Annotated in this window: 36 protein-coding genes; 3 read left to right on the top strand and 33 right to left on the bottom strand. The window is 64.8% G+C overall.

Annotated elements, in window-relative coordinates:
- The 32 genes from V3B48_RS20785 to V3B48_RS20630 all read right to left on the bottom strand — a co-directional run.
- The coding region (locus V3B48_RS20785; RefSeq protein ID WP_329894353.1) for a hypothetical protein at positions 1-334 on the bottom strand (334 nt) is incomplete at its 3' end.
- A gap of 63 nt (positions 335-397) precedes the next feature.
- On the bottom strand, positions 398-622 hold the full coding sequence (locus V3B48_RS20780) for a hypothetical protein (protein WP_197598302.1): 225 nt from the start codon (positions 620-622) through the stop codon (positions 398-400).
- Positions 623-690: 68 nt separating this feature from the next.
- Complete coding sequence (locus V3B48_RS20775) at positions 691-1080, bottom strand: phage tail assembly chaperone family protein, TAC (RefSeq protein ID WP_329894383.1); 390 nt, start codon at positions 1078-1080, stop codon at positions 691-693.
- Entirely contained in the window at positions 1077-1796 is a 720-nt protein-coding gene (locus V3B48_RS20770) for a phage tail tube protein (RefSeq protein WP_329894382.1), read from the bottom strand. The genes V3B48_RS20775 and V3B48_RS20770 overlap by 4 nt, the downstream gene beginning before the upstream one ends.
- Before the next feature lie 63 nt (positions 1797-1859).
- Positions 1860-2225 carry a DUF3168 domain-containing protein gene (locus V3B48_RS20765; RefSeq protein WP_329894381.1) on the bottom strand — a complete coding sequence of 122 codons (366 nt, stop codon included), beginning with the start codon at positions 2223-2225 and terminating at the stop codon, positions 1860-1862.
- On the bottom strand, positions 2222-2704 hold the full coding sequence (locus V3B48_RS20760) for an HK97-gp10 family putative phage morphogenesis protein (RefSeq protein ID WP_329894380.1): 483 nt from the start codon (positions 2702-2704) through the stop codon (positions 2222-2224). Before V3B48_RS20760 ends, V3B48_RS20765 begins: the two co-directional genes overlap by 4 nt.
- Positions 2697-3032: a phage head closure protein gene (locus V3B48_RS20755; RefSeq protein WP_329894379.1), complete on the bottom strand. Its 336-nt coding sequence runs from the start codon at positions 3030-3032 to the stop codon at positions 2697-2699. The genes V3B48_RS20760 and V3B48_RS20755 overlap by 8 nt, the downstream gene beginning before the upstream one ends.
- Complete coding sequence (locus V3B48_RS20750; protein ID WP_329894378.1) at positions 3029-3235, bottom strand: hypothetical protein; 207 nt, start codon at positions 3233-3235, stop codon at positions 3029-3031. The genes V3B48_RS20755 and V3B48_RS20750 overlap by 4 nt, the downstream gene beginning before the upstream one ends.
- A gap of 62 nt (positions 3236-3297) precedes the next feature.
- On the bottom strand, positions 3298-3642 hold the full coding sequence (locus V3B48_RS20745) for a head-tail connector protein (protein ID WP_329894377.1): 345 nt from the start codon (positions 3640-3642) through the stop codon (positions 3298-3300).
- Positions 3643-3645: 3 nt separating this feature from the next.
- Positions 3646-4044 (bottom strand): hypothetical protein, encoded by a 399-nt coding sequence (locus tag V3B48_RS20740; RefSeq protein WP_329894376.1) that lies wholly within the window; start codon positions 4042-4044, stop codon positions 3646-3648.
- Positions 4045-4104: 60 nt separating this feature from the next.
- Positions 4105-5358: a phage major capsid protein gene (locus tag V3B48_RS20735; RefSeq protein WP_329894375.1), complete on the bottom strand. Its 1254-nt coding sequence runs from the start codon at positions 5356-5358 to the stop codon at positions 4105-4107.
- A 9-nt stretch (positions 5359-5367) separates the two neighbouring features.
- Entirely contained in the window at positions 5368-6054 is a 687-nt protein-coding gene (locus V3B48_RS20730; protein ID WP_329894374.1) for an HK97 family phage prohead protease, read from the bottom strand.
- Entirely contained in the window at positions 6051-7355 is a 1305-nt protein-coding gene (locus V3B48_RS20725) for a phage portal protein (RefSeq protein WP_329894373.1), read from the bottom strand. Before V3B48_RS20725 ends, V3B48_RS20730 begins: the two co-directional genes overlap by 4 nt.
- A 2-nt stretch (positions 7356-7357) precedes the next feature.
- On the bottom strand, positions 7358-9052 hold the full coding sequence (locus tag V3B48_RS20720; protein ID WP_329894372.1) for a terminase TerL endonuclease subunit: 1695 nt from the start codon (positions 9050-9052) through the stop codon (positions 7358-7360).
- On the bottom strand, positions 9045-9473 hold the full coding sequence (locus V3B48_RS20715; RefSeq protein ID WP_329894371.1) for a hypothetical protein: 429 nt from the start codon (positions 9471-9473) through the stop codon (positions 9045-9047). Before V3B48_RS20715 ends, V3B48_RS20720 begins: the two co-directional genes overlap by 8 nt.
- A gap of 143 nt (positions 9474-9616) precedes the next feature.
- Complete coding sequence (locus V3B48_RS20710; protein WP_329894370.1) at positions 9617-9985, bottom strand: HNH endonuclease signature motif containing protein; 369 nt, start codon at positions 9983-9985, stop codon at positions 9617-9619.
- Positions 9985-10266, bottom strand: a complete 282-nt coding sequence (locus tag V3B48_RS20705) for a hypothetical protein (RefSeq protein ID WP_329894369.1) — start codon at positions 10264-10266, stop codon at positions 9985-9987. Before V3B48_RS20705 ends, V3B48_RS20710 begins: the two co-directional genes overlap by 1 nt.
- Before the next feature lies 1 nt (position 10267).
- Complete coding sequence (locus V3B48_RS20700) at positions 10268-10750, bottom strand: hypothetical protein (protein ID WP_329894368.1); 483 nt, start codon at positions 10748-10750, stop codon at positions 10268-10270.
- A complete protein-coding gene (locus tag V3B48_RS20695; protein WP_329894367.1) occupies positions 10747-11190 on the bottom strand; it encodes a hypothetical protein in 444 nt (147 codons plus the stop codon). The genes V3B48_RS20700 and V3B48_RS20695 overlap by 4 nt, the downstream gene beginning before the upstream one ends.
- An 8-nt stretch (positions 11191-11198) precedes the next feature.
- Positions 11199-11864 carry a glycoside hydrolase family 19 protein gene (locus tag V3B48_RS20690; RefSeq protein ID WP_329894366.1) on the bottom strand — a complete coding sequence of 222 codons (666 nt, stop codon included), beginning with the start codon at positions 11862-11864 and terminating at the stop codon, positions 11199-11201.
- 66 nt (positions 11865-11930) lie between these two features.
- Positions 11931-12455 carry a GIY-YIG nuclease family protein gene (locus tag V3B48_RS20685; protein WP_329894365.1) on the bottom strand — a complete coding sequence of 175 codons (525 nt, stop codon included), beginning with the start codon at positions 12453-12455 and terminating at the stop codon, positions 11931-11933.
- Complete coding sequence (locus V3B48_RS20680; protein WP_329894364.1) at positions 12452-13153, bottom strand: hypothetical protein; 702 nt, start codon at positions 13151-13153, stop codon at positions 12452-12454. Before V3B48_RS20680 ends, V3B48_RS20685 begins: the two co-directional genes overlap by 4 nt.
- On the bottom strand, positions 13150-13563 hold the full coding sequence (locus V3B48_RS20675; RefSeq protein ID WP_329894363.1) for a hypothetical protein: 414 nt from the start codon (positions 13561-13563) through the stop codon (positions 13150-13152). The genes V3B48_RS20680 and V3B48_RS20675 overlap by 4 nt, the downstream gene beginning before the upstream one ends.
- Positions 13553-13786 carry a hypothetical protein gene (locus V3B48_RS20670; protein WP_329894362.1) on the bottom strand — a complete coding sequence of 78 codons (234 nt, stop codon included), beginning with the start codon at positions 13784-13786 and terminating at the stop codon, positions 13553-13555. The genes V3B48_RS20675 and V3B48_RS20670 overlap by 11 nt, the downstream gene beginning before the upstream one ends.
- Positions 13783-13986 (bottom strand): hypothetical protein, encoded by a 204-nt coding sequence (locus V3B48_RS20665; RefSeq protein WP_329894361.1) that lies wholly within the window; start codon positions 13984-13986, stop codon positions 13783-13785. Before V3B48_RS20665 ends, V3B48_RS20670 begins: the two co-directional genes overlap by 4 nt.
- Positions 13983-14186, bottom strand: a complete 204-nt coding sequence (locus V3B48_RS20660; RefSeq protein ID WP_107432094.1) for a hypothetical protein — start codon at positions 14184-14186, stop codon at positions 13983-13985. The genes V3B48_RS20665 and V3B48_RS20660 overlap by 4 nt, the downstream gene beginning before the upstream one ends.
- Positions 14183-14551, bottom strand: coding sequence for a Ref family recombination enhancement nuclease (locus V3B48_RS20655; RefSeq protein ID WP_329894360.1), 369 nt, complete (start codon positions 14549-14551; stop codon positions 14183-14185). The genes V3B48_RS20660 and V3B48_RS20655 overlap by 4 nt, the downstream gene beginning before the upstream one ends.
- Entirely contained in the window at positions 14551-14745 is a 195-nt protein-coding gene (locus V3B48_RS20650) for a hypothetical protein (protein ID WP_032129812.1), read from the bottom strand. Before V3B48_RS20650 ends, V3B48_RS20655 begins: the two co-directional genes overlap by 1 nt.
- The gene (locus V3B48_RS20645) at positions 14742-15413 is read right to left on the bottom strand and encodes a hypothetical protein (RefSeq protein WP_329894359.1); all 672 of its coding nucleotides are present in this window, start codon (positions 15411-15413) and stop codon (positions 14742-14744) included. The genes V3B48_RS20650 and V3B48_RS20645 overlap by 4 nt, the downstream gene beginning before the upstream one ends.
- Positions 15403-16299 (bottom strand): helix-turn-helix domain-containing protein, encoded by an 897-nt coding sequence (locus tag V3B48_RS20640; protein ID WP_329894358.1) that lies wholly within the window; start codon positions 16297-16299, stop codon positions 15403-15405. Before V3B48_RS20640 ends, V3B48_RS20645 begins: the two co-directional genes overlap by 11 nt.
- Before the next feature lies 1 nt (position 16300).
- Positions 16301-16615 carry a winged helix-turn-helix domain-containing protein gene (locus V3B48_RS20635; protein WP_329894357.1) on the bottom strand — a complete coding sequence of 105 codons (315 nt, stop codon included), beginning with the start codon at positions 16613-16615 and terminating at the stop codon, positions 16301-16303.
- A complete protein-coding gene (locus tag V3B48_RS20630) occupies positions 16612-17142 on the bottom strand; it encodes a phage regulatory CII family protein (RefSeq protein WP_180836746.1) in 531 nt (176 codons plus the stop codon). The genes V3B48_RS20635 and V3B48_RS20630 overlap by 4 nt, the downstream gene beginning before the upstream one ends.
- A gap of 152 nt (positions 17143-17294) precedes the next feature.
- Between V3B48_RS20630 and V3B48_RS20625 the strand changes: the two genes are divergently transcribed.
- Positions 17295-17552: a hypothetical protein gene (locus V3B48_RS20625; RefSeq protein WP_329894356.1), complete on the top strand. Its 258-nt coding sequence runs from the start codon at positions 17295-17297 to the stop codon at positions 17550-17552.
- 197 nt (positions 17553-17749) lie between these two features.
- Here the strand turns inward: V3B48_RS20625 and V3B48_RS20620 are convergent, their stop codons facing one another.
- A complete protein-coding gene (locus V3B48_RS20620; protein WP_329894355.1) occupies positions 17750-18238 on the bottom strand; it encodes a helix-turn-helix domain-containing protein in 489 nt (162 codons plus the stop codon).
- A gap of 88 nt (positions 18239-18326) precedes the next feature.
- On the opposite strand from V3B48_RS20620, the gene V3B48_RS20615 reads away from it, so the two are divergent.
- Both V3B48_RS20615 and V3B48_RS20610 read left to right on the top strand, forming a co-directional pair.
- On the top strand, positions 18327-19025 hold the full coding sequence (locus V3B48_RS20615; protein ID WP_329894354.1) for a S24 family peptidase: 699 nt from the start codon (positions 18327-18329) through the stop codon (positions 19023-19025).
- 510 nt (positions 19026-19535) lie between these two features.
- Positions 19536-19727 carry a hypothetical protein gene (locus V3B48_RS20610; RefSeq protein WP_099553137.1) on the top strand — a complete coding sequence of 64 codons (192 nt, stop codon included), beginning with the start codon at positions 19536-19538 and terminating at the stop codon, positions 19725-19727.
- The last annotated feature ends 71 nt before the right edge of the window (positions 19728-19798 follow it).

The raw sequence follows: 19798 nt of genomic DNA, 5'->3' as shown, positions 1-19798 counted from the left end.
TGAAGGTGGATTTGTCGGCGAGCGTATCGGCCATGTCCAGCAGCTGCTGGCGGGTGTACCCGGCCGCGCCGCCGGTAGAACGGATAATGGCGTCGAGCTGAGCCACCTCCTTCTCGGCCGCAATGCTATTGCGCCCGAACTTCACCGCAACTGCGGACAGTGCGGCGACACCGACTGCAACACCAGCGGCAAGCGCCGCGCCCGCCATTCTCGCCTCGGCCTCGACCTTCTTGCGCCACTTCTCCGCCCGACGCTCGGACTTGTCCAGGCCGGACGCGAAGCCGCCGACCTCGGCGATCACGTCGATCGTAAGCGTACCAAGGGACCGGGACATAGCTCTCTCTGCTGCAGGGGCCGGCCGATGGCCGGCCAGATTGATGCGCGCCCTGCGCGCCGACTACCACTGCTTCATCGCCTCCTCGAGGCTGATGGGCTCGGCATCCACGTGGGGCATGAAATCAGTCGACTTGAACGGGGCGGTTCCTGCCTTGCGGTTCGAGTTGACGAACAGTGCTGCCAGCATCCCCGTCGCTGCATCCATTCGACCGGCCAGGTTCAGGCTGCCGCGCTTGGCGCGGTATACGCTCCAGAGCTGGAACTCCCGGATGCTGAGGCATTCCATTGCCTCAGCGATGCTGCGGCCACCGATCCCGTTCAGGACCAGCTCGCACCACAGCTCATCCTCCGGGGTCAGCTCGTAGCTTTTCCCAGGTTGTTCACCTCGCCGATGGCCATCAGCAGCGCCACCGACAGGTTGCCGTCCAGGGCGCCGCGCTCCGGATCGGCCTCGCCGGTGATATCAGCGACGGTGAACACCGCCTTGCCGTCCTGGTCACAGATGCTGGCCGCAATGCGGCCGGCCACGCCGTCGTGCTTGTTCGTGGCCGACAGCACGTCGGACACCGCCGCCTGGAAGCCCAGCGGCCGCACATACACGGTGGCGGTCAGCTCTTCGCCGCCCTGATTCCAGCGGATCTCCTTCTCGACTGGCCGGCCCGTGAAAGCGCCGGCCTTCTGCAGGCCGGCCACGCTCAGGCTCACTGCACGCGCAGTGGCTGTCTTCTTGGCGGCGCGGCTCACGGGGTCTGCGCCTTACGCAGCCAGACGCCCGAGCCGCTGCGCTGCATGGTCGCCGCGGTGGTGACCACGGCATTGCCTTGGAAGTCGAACGGGAAGTCGCTCACGTAGGCCTGGAAGGTGTACCAGGTGCGGGTGTTCGGCAGCACCAGCTCGGCGACTGTCGAGCGCGCGGCAGTCGCAGCGGCGCCGGTGCCAGCGCCGCCGGTGAAAGCTACAGTCGGCGCGCTGGTGTAGCCGGTGCCTGGATTGGTGATGTTGACGCCGATCACCGAGCCGGAATCGACGATCGCAGTAGCCGTGGCTCCACTGCCACCACCACCGGTGATGGCCACGGTCGGCGCGCTGGTGTAGCCGGTGCCGCCGTTGGTCACTTCGATGCTCGAGATGCTGCCAACCTGCTGCACGGTGGGTTCGATGTCCACGCCGTCGGACCAGCCAATGGCCCACTGGATCGGATCGCCACCGTCCACCTGCTCGGCCAGCTGCCAGAACAGGTAGTGGCTCTCGTTCTTCGGGTCGGCGTTGACGGTGACCGACGCCTGGCCGGGGGTGCGCAGGCCCTTCTTGTAGGTGCGCGTGTTCGTCTCCGACAGGCAGGTGTCGTCGATCTGGTCCGCCGGTGCAGTGCCGGGGTTGAAGGCCGTGATGCACTCGATCTCGCGGACTTGTCCGTCGATCAGGCCGTACAGCTGGGTTCCTTGGGTCAGGATGCTCATCGTTTCTCCTGCGGGCAATAAAAAGCCCCGCAGTGCGGGGCGTGGGTGGGGATGTAGCGGGCGTTACCGGGGGAGCAGCCAGTCCACATCGAATGACAGGCGCAGCAGCTTCGTTTCGGGGTCAAGCATCTGACCGCCCCAGCGGGTGATGTACCCACGGGGCTCGAAGGCATCGCGCAGGGCGGCAGCGCCCTGGATCAGTGATGCTTCGTTGTTCGCATACACGTCGACCTGCGTGGTCAGCGCGTCCACGTCAGGGCGCTGGGCCAAGTAGTTCTCGGGGCTACCACCGACCGTCTGCCAGACGGCATACGGCAGCGCTGGTGGCTTCTCGATCAGTCCGAACGGGTAGACACGGGTCGGTGCGTCGCCGAAGGCCAACAGCACCGCCGGTGACGCGGTGCACAGCGGGAAGATGGGCGGGATCATGCCACCCCCTGCTTCGCCAGCACGCGGTCCAGCGCCTGGTTGAAGTTGCGCGCGAACACATCGACGGCCTTCTGGCCGGCTTGGTCAGGAACAGGCCGGAAGATCGGTTGGGCGGCCATCTTCGACGTGCCGAACTCCAGCAGGCGCCAGTACCAGGTGATGCCGCCGGGGTTGCTCGTCCCGAGTTGCGCTGCGCGGCCGGCCTGGGCACCGCCCAGCACACCGACGCGGAAGGCCAGCACGCCGTCCTGCTTGAAGGCGCCGCCATCCCAGCGCACCGCGACGTTCTTCCAGATGGCGGTCTCGGTTTCGTGGTCATCCACCCGGCGGGCGTTGCTCTGCGCCTGGTCGCGCAGAACATTGGCCGCCCGCCGCAAGGCCGCCCTACCGCCCTTGTAGTTCACCTCGCGCTTCACCTGCGCCATCTTGTTGCGAATGCCGTCCAGGCCACTCACGTCGAATCGGATGCCGTCAGCCATCGTTGACACCCTCGCTGCAGGGGAGCGTGAGGTATTCCAAGCCGCTGACCGGGTCCGGTAGCACGCCATGGATGTTCAGGATCTTGCCGCGGTGGATCACCCGGCACTTGTCGGTCACGTCATCGCGCTGGCGGATGGTCACCCGCACAGTGACCTCGCTGTCCACCGCCTTGGCTGCCACGAACTCGCGGGCCGACAGCGGCGCCACTTCGGCCCACACATCGGCCAGCGGCTCCCAGCTGACGGTCTGCGCGCCGGTCGCAGGCGACTGCCCGTAGACCTGACGCTGCAGCTGCACCCGGTGCCGCAGCCGGCCGGCCGCGATCATCGCGGCTTCCCGCTCAGGTAGTTACCGGATCCAGCCGGCTCCGCCTCGCCGCCTTCGCTGTCGCAGAGGTAGTCCACCAGCCGGTTAATCGCCTTGGCGTTCTCCTCGTCGGCCTTGGTCTTTTCCTGCAGCGCCGCCACCAGCTGGTGCGTCGCCTCGGTCTGGGCTCGCAGGGAGGCCAGCAATTCGCTTTGCTCGTTCATTCGCTTCTCGCATCCATTTCATGAGCCAGGCGCGCCGGCGCGCGCAGCCTGAGCAGGCCACGTCAGACGCCGAGCCCGACCCGGTGCGGCCACAGAAGGCTGTGCGCACCCATCGGGATCTTCACCGTGGCTCCTGCGCTGGACTGCACGTCCTCGCGGGTCATGTAGAGGTGTCCCAGCATCAGCAGAACCGCCGCTCGTATGGCATCGGTCACCACCATCGGGTCGCTCCCTGCGGTGCCGGCCAGTACAGCGGCCGCCATGCTGGTGGCGTCAGGAAACACCTTCCGGTTCATGAACTCCTGCGCCGCCTCCTCGGCGGCGCCACCGTAGAGCTCCAGCATGGTGTCGTCGGCGCTATCGGCCCGGCAGTGCTGCCGGGCCTGCTCGATGGTGATCAGCTGCATGGCTCAGGCCTGGGCCGGCGTCGCCGCCTTGATAGCCGTTTCGATGGCTTCGATCACCGTGGCGCGGGCTTTATCGCCCTTGGCAGTCTCCGCCTTCAACGCTGCGTCCAGCAGTGCGAGGTCGGTTACCGCCGCAATCGCAGTGATCGCGTCGGCAGCTTTCTGACGCACCAGGGCTGCACCAGGTTCCGGTGCAGCTGGTGCCCCTTTGTTAGCCGCCGCTGGCGCCATCTTGTTCGACGGCGGCGGAGCGGCCTTCCCTTCGGCTTCCGCAGGACCGATCAAACCTAGCAGCTGCAGCTCCTTTGCACGCGTATCCGGCCCCGTCCAGGGCTGACCGCGCTTCTGGTATCCGCCCTCGGCGCTGGGGTCATTGAACCCCTTCATGGCGATGTACTTCATGGCCTTCTCCTGTGGCGGGCCCGAAGACCCGCCACTTACTTGCGCCAGCAGGGGCGATGGTTACGGGGTCGGATCTTCGAAGGTGCCGTGCACGAAGGATTCCGGCCGGTAGACCGCCAAGGCCAAGCGCTCCTCAGCGCGGATGGTCACCATGTTCTTGCGGAAGTTGTCGCCGTCCTCGGTGGAGACTTCGACGGCAGCATCCTCACGGTCGAACACCTGGGCAGCGATATCGAACGCACCAACAAGGAATTCGCCCTCCGGCACTGCGGTGGAGTCCACTACCGGCAGCTTCCACATGCGCGGCTGACCACCCTCCACCACGTTCACCCAGATGTAGCGTCCCTGCTCGTCCTTCTGCAGCTCGATATCCGCCCAGTCCACCGGATTCAGGGCGATACCGCTGGCGCGGTACTCCGCCACGCGCACCTGCAGGATCGCGCGACGCAAGGTGTCGATCTTGGTGTCGCCAGCCTTGCGCAGAGCTTCGTTGAACGCCGTTGCCTGGGGGATCAAGCCGAGCAGGTTCTGGCCGGTGCCGTCGCCCGCCAGCAGCTGGGCTTCTTCCACGTACTTCAGGCCGTAGATGGCGCGGCCGTTGATGTAGCTCTGCAGCAGCGGAACATCGGCCAGAACCTGCTTAGAAGCCAGGAACCAGTGGGCCAGGGTCTTGACCGTGGTGGTCTTCAGCTCGAACGACAGGTCGGACTGCGGCTTCAGCGCGGTTTCCGCCACCGGTGCCGCCATGTTCTGGAAGCCCGATTCCTGCACGAACTCGATTGCGTTGGAGCCTGTGCGGCCCGGCATGATGAGGTCGCGGATCGTGAAGGGACGATCAGGGCCGGCGACGATGCCGGGAACCCGCGTCGGCTGAATGGCCGCGCCCACGCCACCGGTGCCGGTGGTTGCGCTGGTGATCGAGGTCACCGCCTTCAGGTTCATGCGGGCGATGCCACGCCCCTTGGCAACCAGGTCGTTGAAGCCTTCGTGCTCGGTGAACTGCTCGCCGATGCTCTTGAGGTCAACGGGATCGTTGGCCGAGAAGCGGCGCGCCAGCTTCTGTTCCACTTCCAGCAGGCGGGCATTGATCTCGATGCCCCCCTTGGAGAGCAGCTCCAGCGCACCCTTGGTGTCATCCAGAACCTTGCCGTGCTCCTTGATCTCGTTGCTGGCCTTCTCGGCGAACAGCTTGATCTCGTTGTCACGCTCGTTCAGCTGGCTGATGAGGCCCTTCAGTTCCAGCGTGTCGTCCAGGTGCTGGGCGTTCTTCATTTCGCGGCCAATCGAGTTGGCCAGAGCGGTGTAGCGGGACATAGATAATCCTCAGAAAGTCGGGAGGGTGAGCCGCCCCAGAACCGGGACAGCCGTGTTTTCTTCAATCGCCTTGCTCCCGGACTCGCTCCGGTCCAGCAGATGCTTCAACCCGCGGTTGGCGATCACCGCAGACTGGCTTTTCGAGAACCCTGCCTCACGCAGGATCTGCTCAAATTCAGGCATGGTCGGCAGCGATCCATGTGCCAGCTTTGACTTGATGGCATCGATGCGGGCGTCGTCGTTTGCCGGGAAGGTGACCAGGCTGATTTCCACCAGCTCAACCTTCTTGAGCGTGCGCACACGCTCCTTTTCATCCCAGCTGTCCTCGCGGACGTAGTAGCCGATGGACAGACCCGACACCGCGCCAGCCTTCATGAGCGCGTGCGCCTCCTTGGCGCGGGCCACCCCGTCGATGATGAGCTGGCCCTCGACCTTGAGGCCGTGCGCATCCTCCACAAGGCTGGTGTAAACGCCGATGGGCTCACCGCTGCGGTGCTGCCAGAGCACCGGCACGGGCCGGCCCTTGGATTTGATCTCTGCCAGGCTCTCGCTGAAGGCTCCAGGCGCAACCACCTCGCGGTAGGAATCAACCGTGCCGAACACCGAGCCGTAGCCAGAGAAAAGGCCGTCATCACTGACGGCCTTCACTGAGAGATCAAAGTCCCTGATCTTCAGGGTCGCATTTTTTCGATTCATGTCGCCTTCCCATCGTCGGATTGCAGCCAGGCCATCAGGGCCGATCTGGCCTGCTGATCGCCGGTGTTGGAGCCCAGCATGTCGATTGGCAGAAGATTGGACTGAACGGTCAGCTCAGCAGCTTTTCCGCCCTTGCGCGGCAAGTTCTCCCGCTCGCGGCAGTCATCCCGGGAATAGATCCCGTTCTGGACCATCGTGCTGTAGAAGGAAGCCCGGGCTGCACTGTCGGCGCGCAAAAGGCCTTCCACGGCGAACTCGGCGAAATACTTGACGCGCTCAGCCGGCGCCATAAGATCCTTCCGGATCGACTGCTCGATCCGCCTCAACCACGGCGCCAGCGAGAATGTCAGGAACCCGATCATCTGCTGCTCGATGCCCGTGCCCCAGCTTGTGGACTTCTCCGCGTGTCCCACCATGAACGGGGGAACGCCGAACCACCTGCAGATTTCTTCAACGTTGAATGCCCTGGTTGCCAGCAGCTGAGCATCCTCCGGGTTCATAGGAACCTGCTGGTACTTCATGCCTGCCTCAAGCAGCATGGTCTTGCCGGCATTCATCGCTCCCGCAAACTCGGCCTGCATGTTCTCGCGGAATGTGGCCCTGTTCTTGTCGCTCAGGATTTGGTCGGTGGTCAGCACGCCGCCCACGCTCATCCCGTTGGCGAAAACCTTAGAAGATGCCTCGTCTGCGGCCATGGCCGCCCCGAACACGTGGGCGCCGGCCTGGATGGAAGAGATCCCCATCGATCCGTCCGTACTGAACCCACGGATGTGCCACATCCGCTCTTCGGAGATCACGCGCTGACGACCGTCGGTGCCCGAGCAGCGATACTCCAGCTCCCCGGTTGGAAGTCTCCTCACAGCCATCCGCTGTGGCTGCAGGAACTCCAGGTTGACCAAGCGTCCGGAGCTGACGGTTTTCTCGGCGTACGCATTGCCCCAAAGCAGCAGGCTCACCATGACGACCTCCCAGAACTGCACGGCGGTCATGTCAGCGTTTGGCTGGTTGTGCAGGATCTCGTAGAGGGGATGGCCATTGGCAGCCACCCTGGTTCCATCGGGCTTCCTTTCGAAAAACCCGACCGGAAGTGTTGCAATGACCTGGGCAAGGAGCCGCACGCATGCCATGGCCGCAGACAGCTGCAGAACAGTACGCTGGTTTACGGTCTTTCCAGCGCTGGAACCGCCGCCGGACCAGGCCGACCAGAATGCCTCATCGGTGAGTCCGATCGGCACGCCCAGCCAGCGAAGGACCGATGACTTGATCCTGCCCGGACCCTTCTGCTTTGCGTCCTTCGTCATCTTCACACCACGATTGGATTTGAGAAGAAGCCGTCCAGGTCGCCCTGGGATTCTTCAGGAGTAATGGAAAGGCCAATCGCCATGAGCAGCGAAACCATGTCGTCGATCTTGTCGGGCGAGCGCTTCTTGTCGGGCTTCTGGTTTAGATTCCCGTCCTTCACAGCAATGAGATTGGAAGCGCACCAGTTCAGGACTGGGTCGTTTCCGTGCACGATCTTCTTGCTGACGTAGGCGCGCTCAAGCTCTTGCATCGCCGGGTGATAGTTCTTCGTGGTCTGGCCGAACTCGATCAGCGGATGACCCTCCGCCAGCAGCCGCTGGGTGATCTCCTGAGCGTTCCACTTGTCGAAGCCGATCACTAGGGGATTGAACCTGGCGATGTCCTCCCTCATGCGCGCCTCTACCACCTGGTAGTCGGTGACTTCGCCCTCAGTCACCTCGATCAGTCCGGCCGCAACCCAGCCCGCGTAGGGAACAACCCCGCGCTCTGTTCGAGCGCGAACTGCATCCTCTGGAACGAACCGGCGGCCCCAGGTGTAGTAGATCTCATCGACCTTCCACACCAGCCGCCAAGAGGTAAGGTCCAGGTTGCTGGCGAGGTCCAAGCCCGCCCAGCAGGGATGGCCGGCCAGCCAGTCCAGATCGACCGCGCCACCACCCTTCTGCCACTTCGTAAGGTCGACCCAGCCCGTTGCAGAGGACGCCGGGCGGTTGAGCCGCTTGATCTTGAATTCGGCCAGCTTCGATGGCATCTGCCGCGCTTCGACAGCTTCCTTGCGGATGGCCTTCAGCAAGTGCGGGTTGGCGTCCATCAGCGGATTGGCCTTGGGCCACGCCGACTCGTCGAATTCGTCGTCGTCCTCGTCGACCGCGTAGAACACCACCAAGAAGTGGTCCGCCGAATCGCCGAGGATGCCCTGCAGCACCTGCTTGGCGAATTGCCGAATTTCTCCCCATGGACCCGGGTTGGTGTACCCCTCGGTCGTGGTGTAAAGCCACAGAGGATTGCTGCGCGCACCGGCCGCTGAGGTCAGCACGTTCAGCAGGTCCGCCGACTTGTGAGCATGGATCTCGTCCAAGCCCACATGGGATGGGTTCAGGCCGTCCTGAGTGCTGGCCTTGGCGTTGATGGGCTTGAAGCTCGCCCCGGTTTCCATACGGCTGATCGAGTTGGCCCAACATGCCAAGCCGAAAGCCTCCTGCAGGTCCGGCGTCTTCTCCGTCATCCGCTTGGCGACGTTGAAGATGATGCGTGCCTGGCTGCCGGTGGTGGCCGCCGAGATGATCTGGGCGCCCTCTTCCTCTTCGCAGCACTGGCAGTACAGCAGGATCGCAGCCGCCAGGGTCGACTTCGCGTTCTTGCGCGCTACCGCGAACAGAGCCGAGGTGAAACGCCTGCTGCCGTCCAGGTTGCGGAACCCGAACAGCTGCACGACGAAGAACACGTGGGACCGGTGCAGCTCAATCTCCGGTCGTGCCCACTTACCTTCGACGTGCGGAAGCTTCTCGATGAAGTCGCACGGGTCGCAGGCATGCCACTCGTCGAACAGGAACGGTGGCCGCTTCCGCTTTGCGCGCTTCAGGTCCGCAAGGAACCGTTTCGCGGCCAGGCGCACCCACTTCCCGAACTTCCGGCCCTTCTTGTCTGCTACGGCCTCTTCTGCATAGGCCGTGGCGATGCTGACGTAATCACGCACGGGGCTTCCGCTTCGCCCCATTGCTGGCGAACGCGTTCCCCGACTTCTCGACCTCACCCGACGGCTTCACCTTGCCCTGGGCAACCGGCGTCAGGCCAAAGTCGTTCATCAGCCCGCGCAGCTGGGAGACCATCGAGGCTACCGGCGCGAGCCCGGCGGCATACAGCTGCACGGTGTTGCCGTGCAAAGCGCAGAGCTGTCCGAACGCCGAAAGCCCGGCCTCGGTGAGCAGCTTGTTCGCGTGGAGGATCGGCGCCAGCCGGTCCCACTCCTTGATGGCATGGGCGTTCGGAAGCCAGTCCGGAGCCGGCGGCACATCCGACACTAGCGGCAGTTCAGCGGCCGGCGCGGTGGGCGCACGGTCCGGGCGATCCGTGCCGGCCACCACCTTCAGCGATGTCGGTTTGCGGGGATTCGCCATGGGTGTTCCAGGGGCGGCAACTTGGCCGCGAAAAAATGGTTTTTCTCAACTGACGGTGCAAAAAAACGTCTGGGCGCACGGTCAGGGAGGCGAACCGCCCCAACTTTTGCCCCTCCCCCCACCCTATCTGCGGTTGTTGCGATTCATTCGCGTCCACGCGCGCATTTCGCGGGCGCCTTGGCACCTCGGTGCCAGTTGCCGAACCCGCCGTCCTCGGTCGCGGTCTTGCGGTCGTGGCAGGGCTTGCAGAGGGGCTGCCAGTTGTCGGTGTCCCAGAACAGCGCCTGGCTGCCCTTGTGCGGGGTGATGTGGTCGACCACCGCCGCGACGGTGACGTGCCCCGACCGCTGGCACTCAGCGCACAGCGGGTGCCTCAGCAGGTAGGTCGCGCGTGCTCGCTGCCATCGGCTGCCGTAGCCGCGTTCGGCTGTGGTCTGCCTCACGGCTGCAGCAGGCACGTGCACGACCGCCTGCCTCGGCATGGCGTTGTGCTTCGGTGCCCGGCGCGGCATCAGCTACCGTCCGAAGGAACGGGATTCCCCTGCACCTGCTCGATGGCATCGAACTGCGCCTCGTACAGATCGAGGCACCGCTTGCGGCCGTTGCTCACTTCGAACACAGCCGACGGCTTGCCGGCACGCGCCCAGGTGCAGCGCTTCGTCAGCGCCGCATCGATAGGAACGAACGTGGCAACGGGGACACGGATGACAGCCGGTGCCAGCGGGTTGGGTTTCGTCGCCGACGGCTGGCAGGACGCAAGACAGAAGGCCGCAGCCAGGACGATCAGTCGCACGTCAGTACCCATTCAAGGCTGGGCAGGCAGAATCGAGCAGCTCCAGGGCGGCCTTGCATGTGTCAGGCCGCTGCTCGTAGCGACCGCGCCAGGTAGCTGCATCCTTCTCGGATGATTCGATGCGGCCAGCCAGCGCCTGCAGAGCTGCCGCGCTTTCAGCCTTCAAGGCCTCCAGCTTCACGGCCTCGGCGCGAAGAGAAGCAGCGACCTCGGCCAGTCGCTGATCGCGGGTGTCCACATCGGCCTGCAGCCGCTCGGCGTCTGCCTTCCAGTCAGCCTTGACCTTGACCACCTGCGCGCTCAGGTCGCGGATACGCTGTTCCTTCTCATAGGCAGAGAGGCCAGAGACGAGGCATCCGAAGGCCAGCACCGCACACACGAGCTTGATCTTGCTGCCCGGCTTTCGCAGCCACTGAAAAGCATCAGCTGCAGCGCCGATGACCAGTTCCCATGCTGAACGGAGAAACCTCAGCAGAACGCTCATGGCTTATCGCCTCCGATTGCGCCAGTGGCCTTCTCGACCAGACGCACATAGCCGGGCAGCAGCCGGCGGATCAGGACACCGGACAGGCCAGCCAGCGGCAGCTGCGGCGCGCCAGCGAGGGTCGGCCAGATCGACGCGGCCACAGCAATAACCCACGCAGCGACGATGGCGTATGCCAAGACCGCCACGGCCAAGGCCGCCCAGCGGGCAGCTGTCTGCAGAAGGCGATGCCCGCGACGGCGGCTGGCATCCGCCGCCACCCGTTCCGCATCCTTTTCCGGCAGCAGCAGGACGCCAATCAGCGCGCCGGCCATGGCTACCAGAAGCACAGACTGGGGGACGCCCAGGATGATTCGCTCTGCTGCGCGCAACGCGTCGGCGGTAGCCGGGGCAACGACTGCCGCGGTGAACGTGCCGACGATGGTCTTGAGGGTGCTCACGGGCTCAGTCACGCGGCCAACACCTTCAGCGCGCGCGCATAGCGCGCCCTGCGATCAGCGGCACCGGTCTGGCCACCGTTCACTCGTTCGGTGATCTCGTCGAATCGGCTGGCGTCAGCCAGCTTGTTCAGGGATCGGGCATCCCAGAAGGCACCGGCCGCCAGCGCGCCCCACTTGGGCTGCTCCAGCGCCTCGGGCTGGGCCTCGAAGTCGGGCACACCCTTGATGCCCTTGGCACGCAGCGCGTCCCGGATCGCGGCATAGTTGGCGCGGCCAGTGTTCTGGATCGGGCCACGGCCACGGAATTGGTAGCCGTCGCCACTCGCCTCGGAGCCGTTGCCCAGGCGGTTGGCGTAGGCGTTGTTGCCGATCGCCACCGGCTTCCGTTCCAGCCCGCGAGCCAGGTCGTTCGGCTTCTTCTGCTTGGCCTTGGGATCGACGGCGTAGCGGCCGGGCCAGGTATCGGCCATGCCCTGTGCGCCGTAGTTCAGGTTCTCGACGATCCTGGTCAGGCTGCCGGACTCATGCCCCACCTGCGCCAGGAAGGCGGCCGCACGCTTCGGAGTGCTGATGCCGAACGCCGTGCAGGCTTCGGACAGGGGCTGAGCCCACTGGGCGGCGACGGCGGCACTGCAGCCAACCGCCTGCTGGATTGTAGAGGCGGTCAGGATCATAGCGGGTCCGGAAATGAAAAACCCCGGCGGGGTGGCCGGGGTCGGGTCGTGCGCGATGGTAGAAAATTACGGCCGTTTATATGGAGCGCGCAACTCCACAGCTACTCGATGCTTCTCCATCGCCGCGGCGACCTGCTTCGAGCGCGCATGCTCCGCCTCCTTCCGCCTTTCAAGGACCGAACGGGATACGGTGGACAGGTCGATCTGGCGCAGGTTTCTGCCGTCCACCTGCTCAATCAAGTCGTTCATAGCCGTCTCAAGCAAGCTCTTGCTTTCCTCACCCCATTCGAATCTAAACCACTCGCCGACTGTGGAGTACTGGCTCAGGTGAAGATGCATCGCTCCCTCAGCCGCCCGGGCCAGGGCAGTAGACCGGCAGGTGAAAGCCATCGCTCTCAGAAGCGGAAGTGGACAGGCCGTCTGGATGGACACCAGCCGCGACTCAGGATGGCTGCTCATCCCAACCTTCACGTACATCGGCCCCGAGCCATCACGGGCCATCACGATGTACACGTCGCACGTAGCTTCAGGCTTCTGCCGCCAGCACGGCTTCGGTTGCAACGAGAAATTCACGTGCAGCGGGTTTATCACGCCGCATCCCTTGAAAGAGTCACCACGAACTGCCGCTCAGCACCCGCCATCGCATCGCTCATCTTCACCAGAATCCATTCATACACCACGCGCCACCTACGCGGATAGTCCGATGGGTCGCAGCCGATGGCCAAGGCGCGGCGACGATCAGGGTTCGGTTCCAGCCCGGTGCCACGGCACTCCTTGCACATCGTAACCTTTGCCTCCTCCATGCTGTACTGTCGGCCGCCACAGGCCATGCACTTGTTGCCGCCCGACAGCTCAACGATGGCTGCCCGAGCGATAGCCGGCAGATGATCAGCAGTGTTCTTCGGCCAGGTGGTCGCCCGTGCCATGGCCAACTCCGAACGACACCTGGCCACTTCGTTTCGCTGATTGGTGGTCGGCGACCTGCCTGCGAATGATACGGCTGCCTCGGCCAGCTGCAGATCCAAGTGCACCTCCGTCAGCTTCCTGGCCTGTCTCGCGAGCTCAGGCATGACGAGCGACAGGATGGCGTCCCTCAGGGCGCCTTGCCTTAGCGCGGCGCCGTCCGGCCACCAGCACGCCTCCAGCAGTTCCCGACCAAGCCCGGCCGGCACCATGCCCAGCGCTGCGGCAATGTCCTGATTCGTCAGGTCGGGCTTCCCGCCTCCGCGGCCGATATCGAACTTCACTGTGCTCGGCCCCAGCCGCGCCATCGCCTCTCGTGGATTCATGCCCGTTCCCCTGTCGTTGAGTGGCCGGCTGCCGCCGGCCCGCCCGTAATCCGCACCACCACCTGGCCGCCCTTACGGCGCTCGTCGTGCACATATGGATGGATGACGAATCGCCTGTCGTCGATGCCCAGAACCTGGGCGATACCGTCGCGATACGGCTTGAACCTGCGAATCATGTTGTCGTCGTCTGGAAGCGCCTTCCCCGGCGCCTGGTAAAAGTCGAGCCATAGATGCAGACGGCCCAGCGGCAGCTTCGTACCCTTCCATCCCGCCTCGTACGCACGAACAGCGGCAAGCTGACGCCCCAACGCCGTGGCCTCAGCCTTCCTTCGCCAGTGCACTCTTGCGTTTGGCGATAGATCCTTACTAGGCCACGGCAGCACCAGCTCCAGCGCGCGCTCAGCCTGCATGGACGGCCTCGTTCTGCTCGATCGCATCGCGGAAGGCCGCGCGCCAACGGAATGCCGTCGCACGGCTGACGCCGAAATCCGCGCGCAGCTGTGCAACCGACGGGATGCGGTCCCCGTACATGCGGACCATCCGCAGGGCAGCAGTGAGCGTCAGGTTCTGCCGGCCCCACGCAGGCCAGCCCGGCTCGCGGTTGTGGTGATGATCGGCGGGTTGCTGGCTCATGGGACCTCCGGGCCGGCCGGCTCGGCCGCATAGTGCGTGATCGCCGGGTTGTCCCCGCGCCAGTTCCCGAACACCGGCCGCTTGCTCACCGAGTCCCACAGCATCAGCCGCCGGCCGTCCTGCGGCGCCTCCGCAATCGGTTTCCAGGCCACAGTTCTTTCCATCGCAGCAATAAACTGCTTGAGTCCAATCCCGGTCATGCTGCCCGCTCCCAACTGGCCGTCAGGCGCTGCACCCGCCCGCCACGCGCCTTGAACTGCTCCACCGTCTCGGCCGGGCCGGTCGCGTTCTTCGCCGGTTTCAGCCGCTTGGGTCGGGAAACGGTGTTGTGGTCCATCCGCCGCTCACGTGGGACACGCTGGGGGTTGATCCTCGGCGCCATGGCCTTCGTCTTCTTCATGCTGCCGCCCTCAGTTCGTTGATGCAGGTCTGGTTTGCAATCAGCTCGTCGTCGGAGCCGTACGTCTCGTGGAAGGTCCGCGAGCCATCCAGCAGGCTCGGGCCGTAGATCTGGCGCATCGTCGCGAAGGTGTTCCCCTCCAGCGGATACCGCATGTGATGCCACTTGCAGAGGCCATAGCCCTCCGCGTGGCCCCGCCGCACGTTCCCGCTCTTGGCGTGGTTGTAGTCGCAGCCATAGACCACCAGCTCCGGCTCCAGCAGGCCCTGCATCTGCAGCGCCAGGCAGGCCATGCACGGGCCCGTCTTGGCCAGCTCGATCCGGGCCGCTTCTTCCTTCGTTGGCGGCGGTGCCTTCGACCACATCAGCGCAGCTCCGGAATGGGGCCGGCATAGCGGGTGATCGGGATCTGGCGCATCCCATCGCGCCACACCCGGGTGCCACGGGTGGCGTACAGCACCAACGGCTTGATCCCGTACCCATAGGCCAGATACCAGCCGGCCACCGCCACCGGCTCGGACACCGGGCGCACCTCCAGTTCAACGTGGTCCTCCCTCATGCCGCGGCGTCCTGAGCGGAACCGAGCAGCTCTGCGATCTCGGCCAGCCGCTTCCGGGCGCGCTCGTTCGCTTGCGGACTCGTCTCCACTCGGCCAGCCAGTAGCGCAATCGGATTGAACGCGGGCGTGGCCGGTGGCAGCGACAGGTAATCAGCGACCTGCTCGTGCGCCAGGCGGCCGGCTGCCACCGCTTGCTGCAGCGCTGCGTCCCGTGCGCCGGAGTCATGGCCCAGCGACGGCTGGTAGACGGCACAGCCGCCTACAGCGCGCGCCTCCTTCACCAACCGGGTATAGACCTCCAGGAATGCAGCCCGGCCTGCGATCTTGTCGCCGGCCTCCACCAGCGGCAGCGCCGCGGTCCATGCGTCCCGGGTATGCACGGTCCACACCAGCGTCACCGCCTCGTCAGCGGCGCGGATGGCCACGGCCCAAGCTTCGTTGGGTGCCGGGTGTCCGTCGTCGATGCGCTCCATGATCGCGGCGAGGCTGAGCTTGCCTTTCACCTCTCGGCGGCAGGCAGTCAGCGCGTTGGCCAGCACCTGCAGCGGATAGGTCGCCAGATCGGTGACCATGTAAGCGGCAGCGGCCGGGCGGATCTGCTCGCCCATCACCTCGGCCGTGGCCACCAGCATTTCGACCAGCCTGTCCTGATCAGCATCACTGAGCATTTGCGTTCCCCTTCAAGCGGCGCAGCAGCGCCTTGGCGTCGTCGGCGGCGGAGGCGTTCGCCTGGGTCTGGTCCTGCTGCCTGGCGCTGGTATCCGTCACCTGCCGGTTGGTCAGCCACTGGGTGCGATAGGCCTCAGCCCGGAACAGCAGCGAGCCAACGTCGTGGCAGGCCTTCACCACACCGTGTTCGCTGACGTTCTCCACGAACCATGCGGCTACCTGCGGTGCCTCGCCCTGACCAATCCGCTTCACCAGCTCTCGCACCTGGCCGTTGACCTTCGCGTTGCGGACCGGGGCGACGCGGTAGCGATTCCGGTAGGCCAGCGAGTAGGCCGCCCACGTTGCCCGGCAGGCAGCCTGCATCTGCTCCTCCAGCTCCGCCCTCGTCGGCGGCGTCGCCACCGGCGGCGCAATTGGCGGTTCATCTGACGGTTCAATGGGGGTTATATGACGGTTAGGCGGCACGGGGCGCACCTCCAGACCTGCGCCCGGTGCATCCCCTCCTGCAGCGGGCGCATCCCCACCTGCACCGGGCGCACCCCCTGCATGGGGCGCAGCACCTGCGCCCGGTGCAGTACCGTTCTTTCCGGTCTTGCGGGTGCCCTTGGACGGCGCAGCGGCAGCGTTGAACTTGGCCGGCGTAACCGAGTAGACGGTGCTGCTGTTGAATCGGCGATCGCGCGCCAGCAGGCCAACGGCCTCCAGGTGATCCATGGCGCTACGCACAGCGCGCGCCGACATGCAGCAGCGCGCGGCGATGGTGCCGACCGCTGGCCAGCACACGCCGTCGTCGTTCGCTTGGTCAGCCAGCGAGATCAGCACAGCCTTCTGCGTGACGCTCAGGCCCTGCAGCGGCCAGCACTGCGACATGATGATCGTCGACATGTCAGAGCCCCAGCGTCATGTTTTCGCCCGGCGCCACCGGCCACCAGGTGCACGCGGTGCGGCCGCTGACCGCGCACGGCTTGTTTGGGCCGCGCCACACGCGCCCGGCCTTGATCAGTTCAGGCAGACGGCGGGCCAGCATGTAGCGGTCCAGCCCCGTGGCCTGCGCCAGCTCCTTGCTGGTCATGCCCGGGTTGTCCGTCACCGCCTTTGCGCTCTGGTCGTGCTGGTGCGCCTGCAGGCCGCTGGCGACCACGTAGTGCGCCGCGTCGTGGCTGGTGCTCAGGTCGTTGGAGCGAGCGGGATGATTGGTCACTTGCGTGCCCTCCCCTTTGCCGCCGCACGTGCCACGTTGCGCTCCAGGCGGTGCGCCATCGTGCGCAGCGCACGGACCTCGCTCACCATCAGCTCGGCCTCGTCACTGTCGATACGCCGGTCGGACATCGCCTCCACAGCAGTTCCCGACAGCCGGCCAACGCGAGAAGTGATCTCCAGCAGCTTCGTCTGGATGGCGCCAATCTCATCCGACCAGCCACCCTCCGGCGGCGGCGGAACCGCGTCCACGGCCATGCCGAACTGGCCGGCGAGCGCCTGCATCCATTCCAGGGCGTACTCGCAACCGCCCGCCTTCTCCTGCATCCACTCGGTCAGCAGTTCGGCGTGTTCGATCGTCAGCGACTCGCCCTCCAGGCCGCGCAGCTTCGCGCGCAGCGTCTCCGGGTGCATCGACTTGCCGCGGCGGTCGGCCAGGTAGGCAGCTGCGTCGGCCACGCCGCCGGGCGTCTTGCGCACGGAGTTGTAGAGCACGTCCAGCCAGTTCAAAGAGGAGGTTCGGCAAGTCATGGGTCACCTTGGGGAGACAGGTGTTTCAAGGTTTTTCGGGGCATTGCGGCGGCGCATCATGTGCGCCATGGACAACAAATCAGGGACGACTGGCGCCGCCCTCCTTGCGCTACGCTGGATGTGCCAACAACCAAGCCCACAAGGAGGGCGACATGGAAATCAGGGAAGACCCGACATTCACGAGCTTGTTTGCACAGGTGCAGGTGCTCGAGATGGTCGTCATGGCAATGGTCAAAGCTCACCCGCAGCCGTCGGAACTTCTCGAGCAGCTGGAACAGCAGCTCGAAGTTCTTCGCTCGCTGAGCAGCGCGCGTGCGACGGATTTACTTGGTCGCTTGGCTCACTCCAAGCTCGATCAGAAGGTTCAGGGGTGGCTGGATTACGCTCGACAAGAGCTGCCGACGGAGTAAGAAAGGCGTCGAGGTTGGACTCGATCATTGCTTTCGCTTGGGCGTCCGCTCGATTGCGTCTTTCGTGCCAGAGCCGGGTTGCTTCGCGCATCCCAGCCTTGATCCGCTTCTCCTGCAGCAGCTCGTTCCTCGAAGGCTTTGCCAGCCAATCACGCAGCCAAAGCCGCGGATTCCACTTGTCGGACAGCGCGCGCATCTCAGGCCACCTCCAAGGGGGCGTAACGGTTCTCGTCGGGGTCGTGCGGCGCGGGCTGCGCCTGCGGTTGTTCCTGGACACCCAGCAGGCGCTGGATCTCCGGCAGCGCCGGCAAGGCGCCCTCTTCCGCCCAGCCCTCAACCTGCCCGGTCGGCAGCTTCAGCACCTTCGCCAGCAGCTTGTCGTTCGGTACACCAAGCTTCTTCCGCAGCGCGCGCTTGCTCATCCGGATGTCCACCTCGGCGCGGATCTGCTCGGCCACCGTCGGCTGCAGCTGGGCGGGCGCCTCAACGACTGCGCCAGGGCCGAACACGTCGGGACGGAGCTCGTGCCGGGAGACGCCTGTAGCCTTCTCGATGGCAATGCACCGCTCGGCCGGAACCCTCTTGCGGTCATACCAGCCGGATACCGACGGCGGCTTGATGCCGAGAAGCTGAGCGAGAGCCAGTTGGCTACCTGCTGATTGCACTGCTCTATCGAGGGCTGACATGTCCATGCCGCCTATTAGCCCACAGCTAACAGCTTATTGCAAGCCGTCAGCTGCACGAATTTGATTAGTTACTAGCTAACCTTCCGCGATGGACATTCGAGAGATCCGCAGCCGAAATTTTCGCCACCTGATTGACGCCCTGGAAATGAGGGGGATCAAGGGACGCAGGGATCAAGGTGCACAGCTAGGCGGGTTCCTATCTGCTTCCTACGTGTCCCAACTACTCGGCGGAAAGTACATCGGCGACGATGTGGCGAAGAAGATCAGCGCCGCCCTTGGGAAAGACCACGGCTGGATGGATCGCCCCCAATGGAGCGAAGACGGCGACGTTTCCGTCTCGCCGATCCCGGAGAATGAGACGCCACCCGGCTATGTTCGCTTCGACTTGTTCGAAGGGGGTGCGGGAATGGGCGCAGGGATGGTCAACCAGGACTACCCAGAGGTGGTGAAGACCATCGAGGTCGCAGAATGGGAAGTCCGCAGGAAGCTCGGCTACCTGCCCAAGCCTGGCCGCATCCAGATCATCACCGGCCGTGGGCCGTCGATGCGGCCCAAGCTCGAAGATGGCGACATCGTATGGATCGACACCAGCTGCGACTACTTCGATGGTGACGACTACTACCTGATCAACATCGGTGGCGAGACGCAGATCAAGATGCTGCAGAAGCGCGGCGACGGTCTCTACGTCGTGAGCGTCAATACTGACTTCCCGGCCTACCGTCCGGATGTGGGGGATGTGATCATCCTGGGCAAGGCGCTGATACACGCAGGCCTGCGGAAGTTCTAGGAAGAACTCGGCTTGAGTCGACAGCAATGGCCCCGTACTACCGGGGCCTTTTTTGATCCGAAATCAAGTCTGATCAGCTTGTCGAACTGCTGCGCGGATCGTCGCTAACGTGCCCCTTGGCTCCGGGATTTCCTCCGCCGGTGCCACGGGCGGCGCCGCAGCGGCCGCAGGAGCGCGCGCCTCCGCAATCGAATTTGCCCTCCGAAGCTCAGTGAGAATTCCCTGCAGCAGAGGCTTGATCCCAAAGATTGCGAATGGAACGAAGAGCCAGAGCACAGCCAAAACTACGCCAAGCACCCAGACGAAGAGCGTGACTCCGGTAAAAGCCCAATCCATAGCGGTATGTCCTCTCCAATTAGATGCGGAACCGTAGCACGCCGATCCTCGCTCTATCCCGTATTCATAAAATTGTTAGCTGATAGCTGTTGACTAACGATTAGCCTACCGCTAACGTAACCTCCGAGCCGCCCATGAAGCCCCACCCCGGGGCCGGCGGCAGGAGATTCCAGCATGGCCACCCTTTCCTTGGGCTGCCGATCGGCAGAGATGAAAGTCACCGCTGACCACGTCAGCGAACGCGTCATCGCAGACATGGGCGCTGCCCGCCTGCACCTCACCGCCGACGAGGCCGAGCAGCACGCACACCAGCTGCAGGCTGCAGCCAAGCAGCTGCGCGCAGCGCTCCAGGACGCCGCCGCATGAGCGCCGCCCTCGTCCACCACTCCAACGCTCAGCGCGCCGCTGCAGCCGCAGGCATCGTCGCCCGCGCCGGG

Origin of the sequence: Stenotrophomonas sp. SMYL20, assembly GCF_036320045.1 — a bacterium.
Classification (GTDB): domain Bacteria; phylum Pseudomonadota; class Gammaproteobacteria; order Xanthomonadales; family Xanthomonadaceae; genus Stenotrophomonas; species Stenotrophomonas maltophilia_A.
The sequence above is the reverse complement of the archived record's forward strand: the minus strand, read 5'-3'. Positions and strand labels throughout refer to the sequence as shown.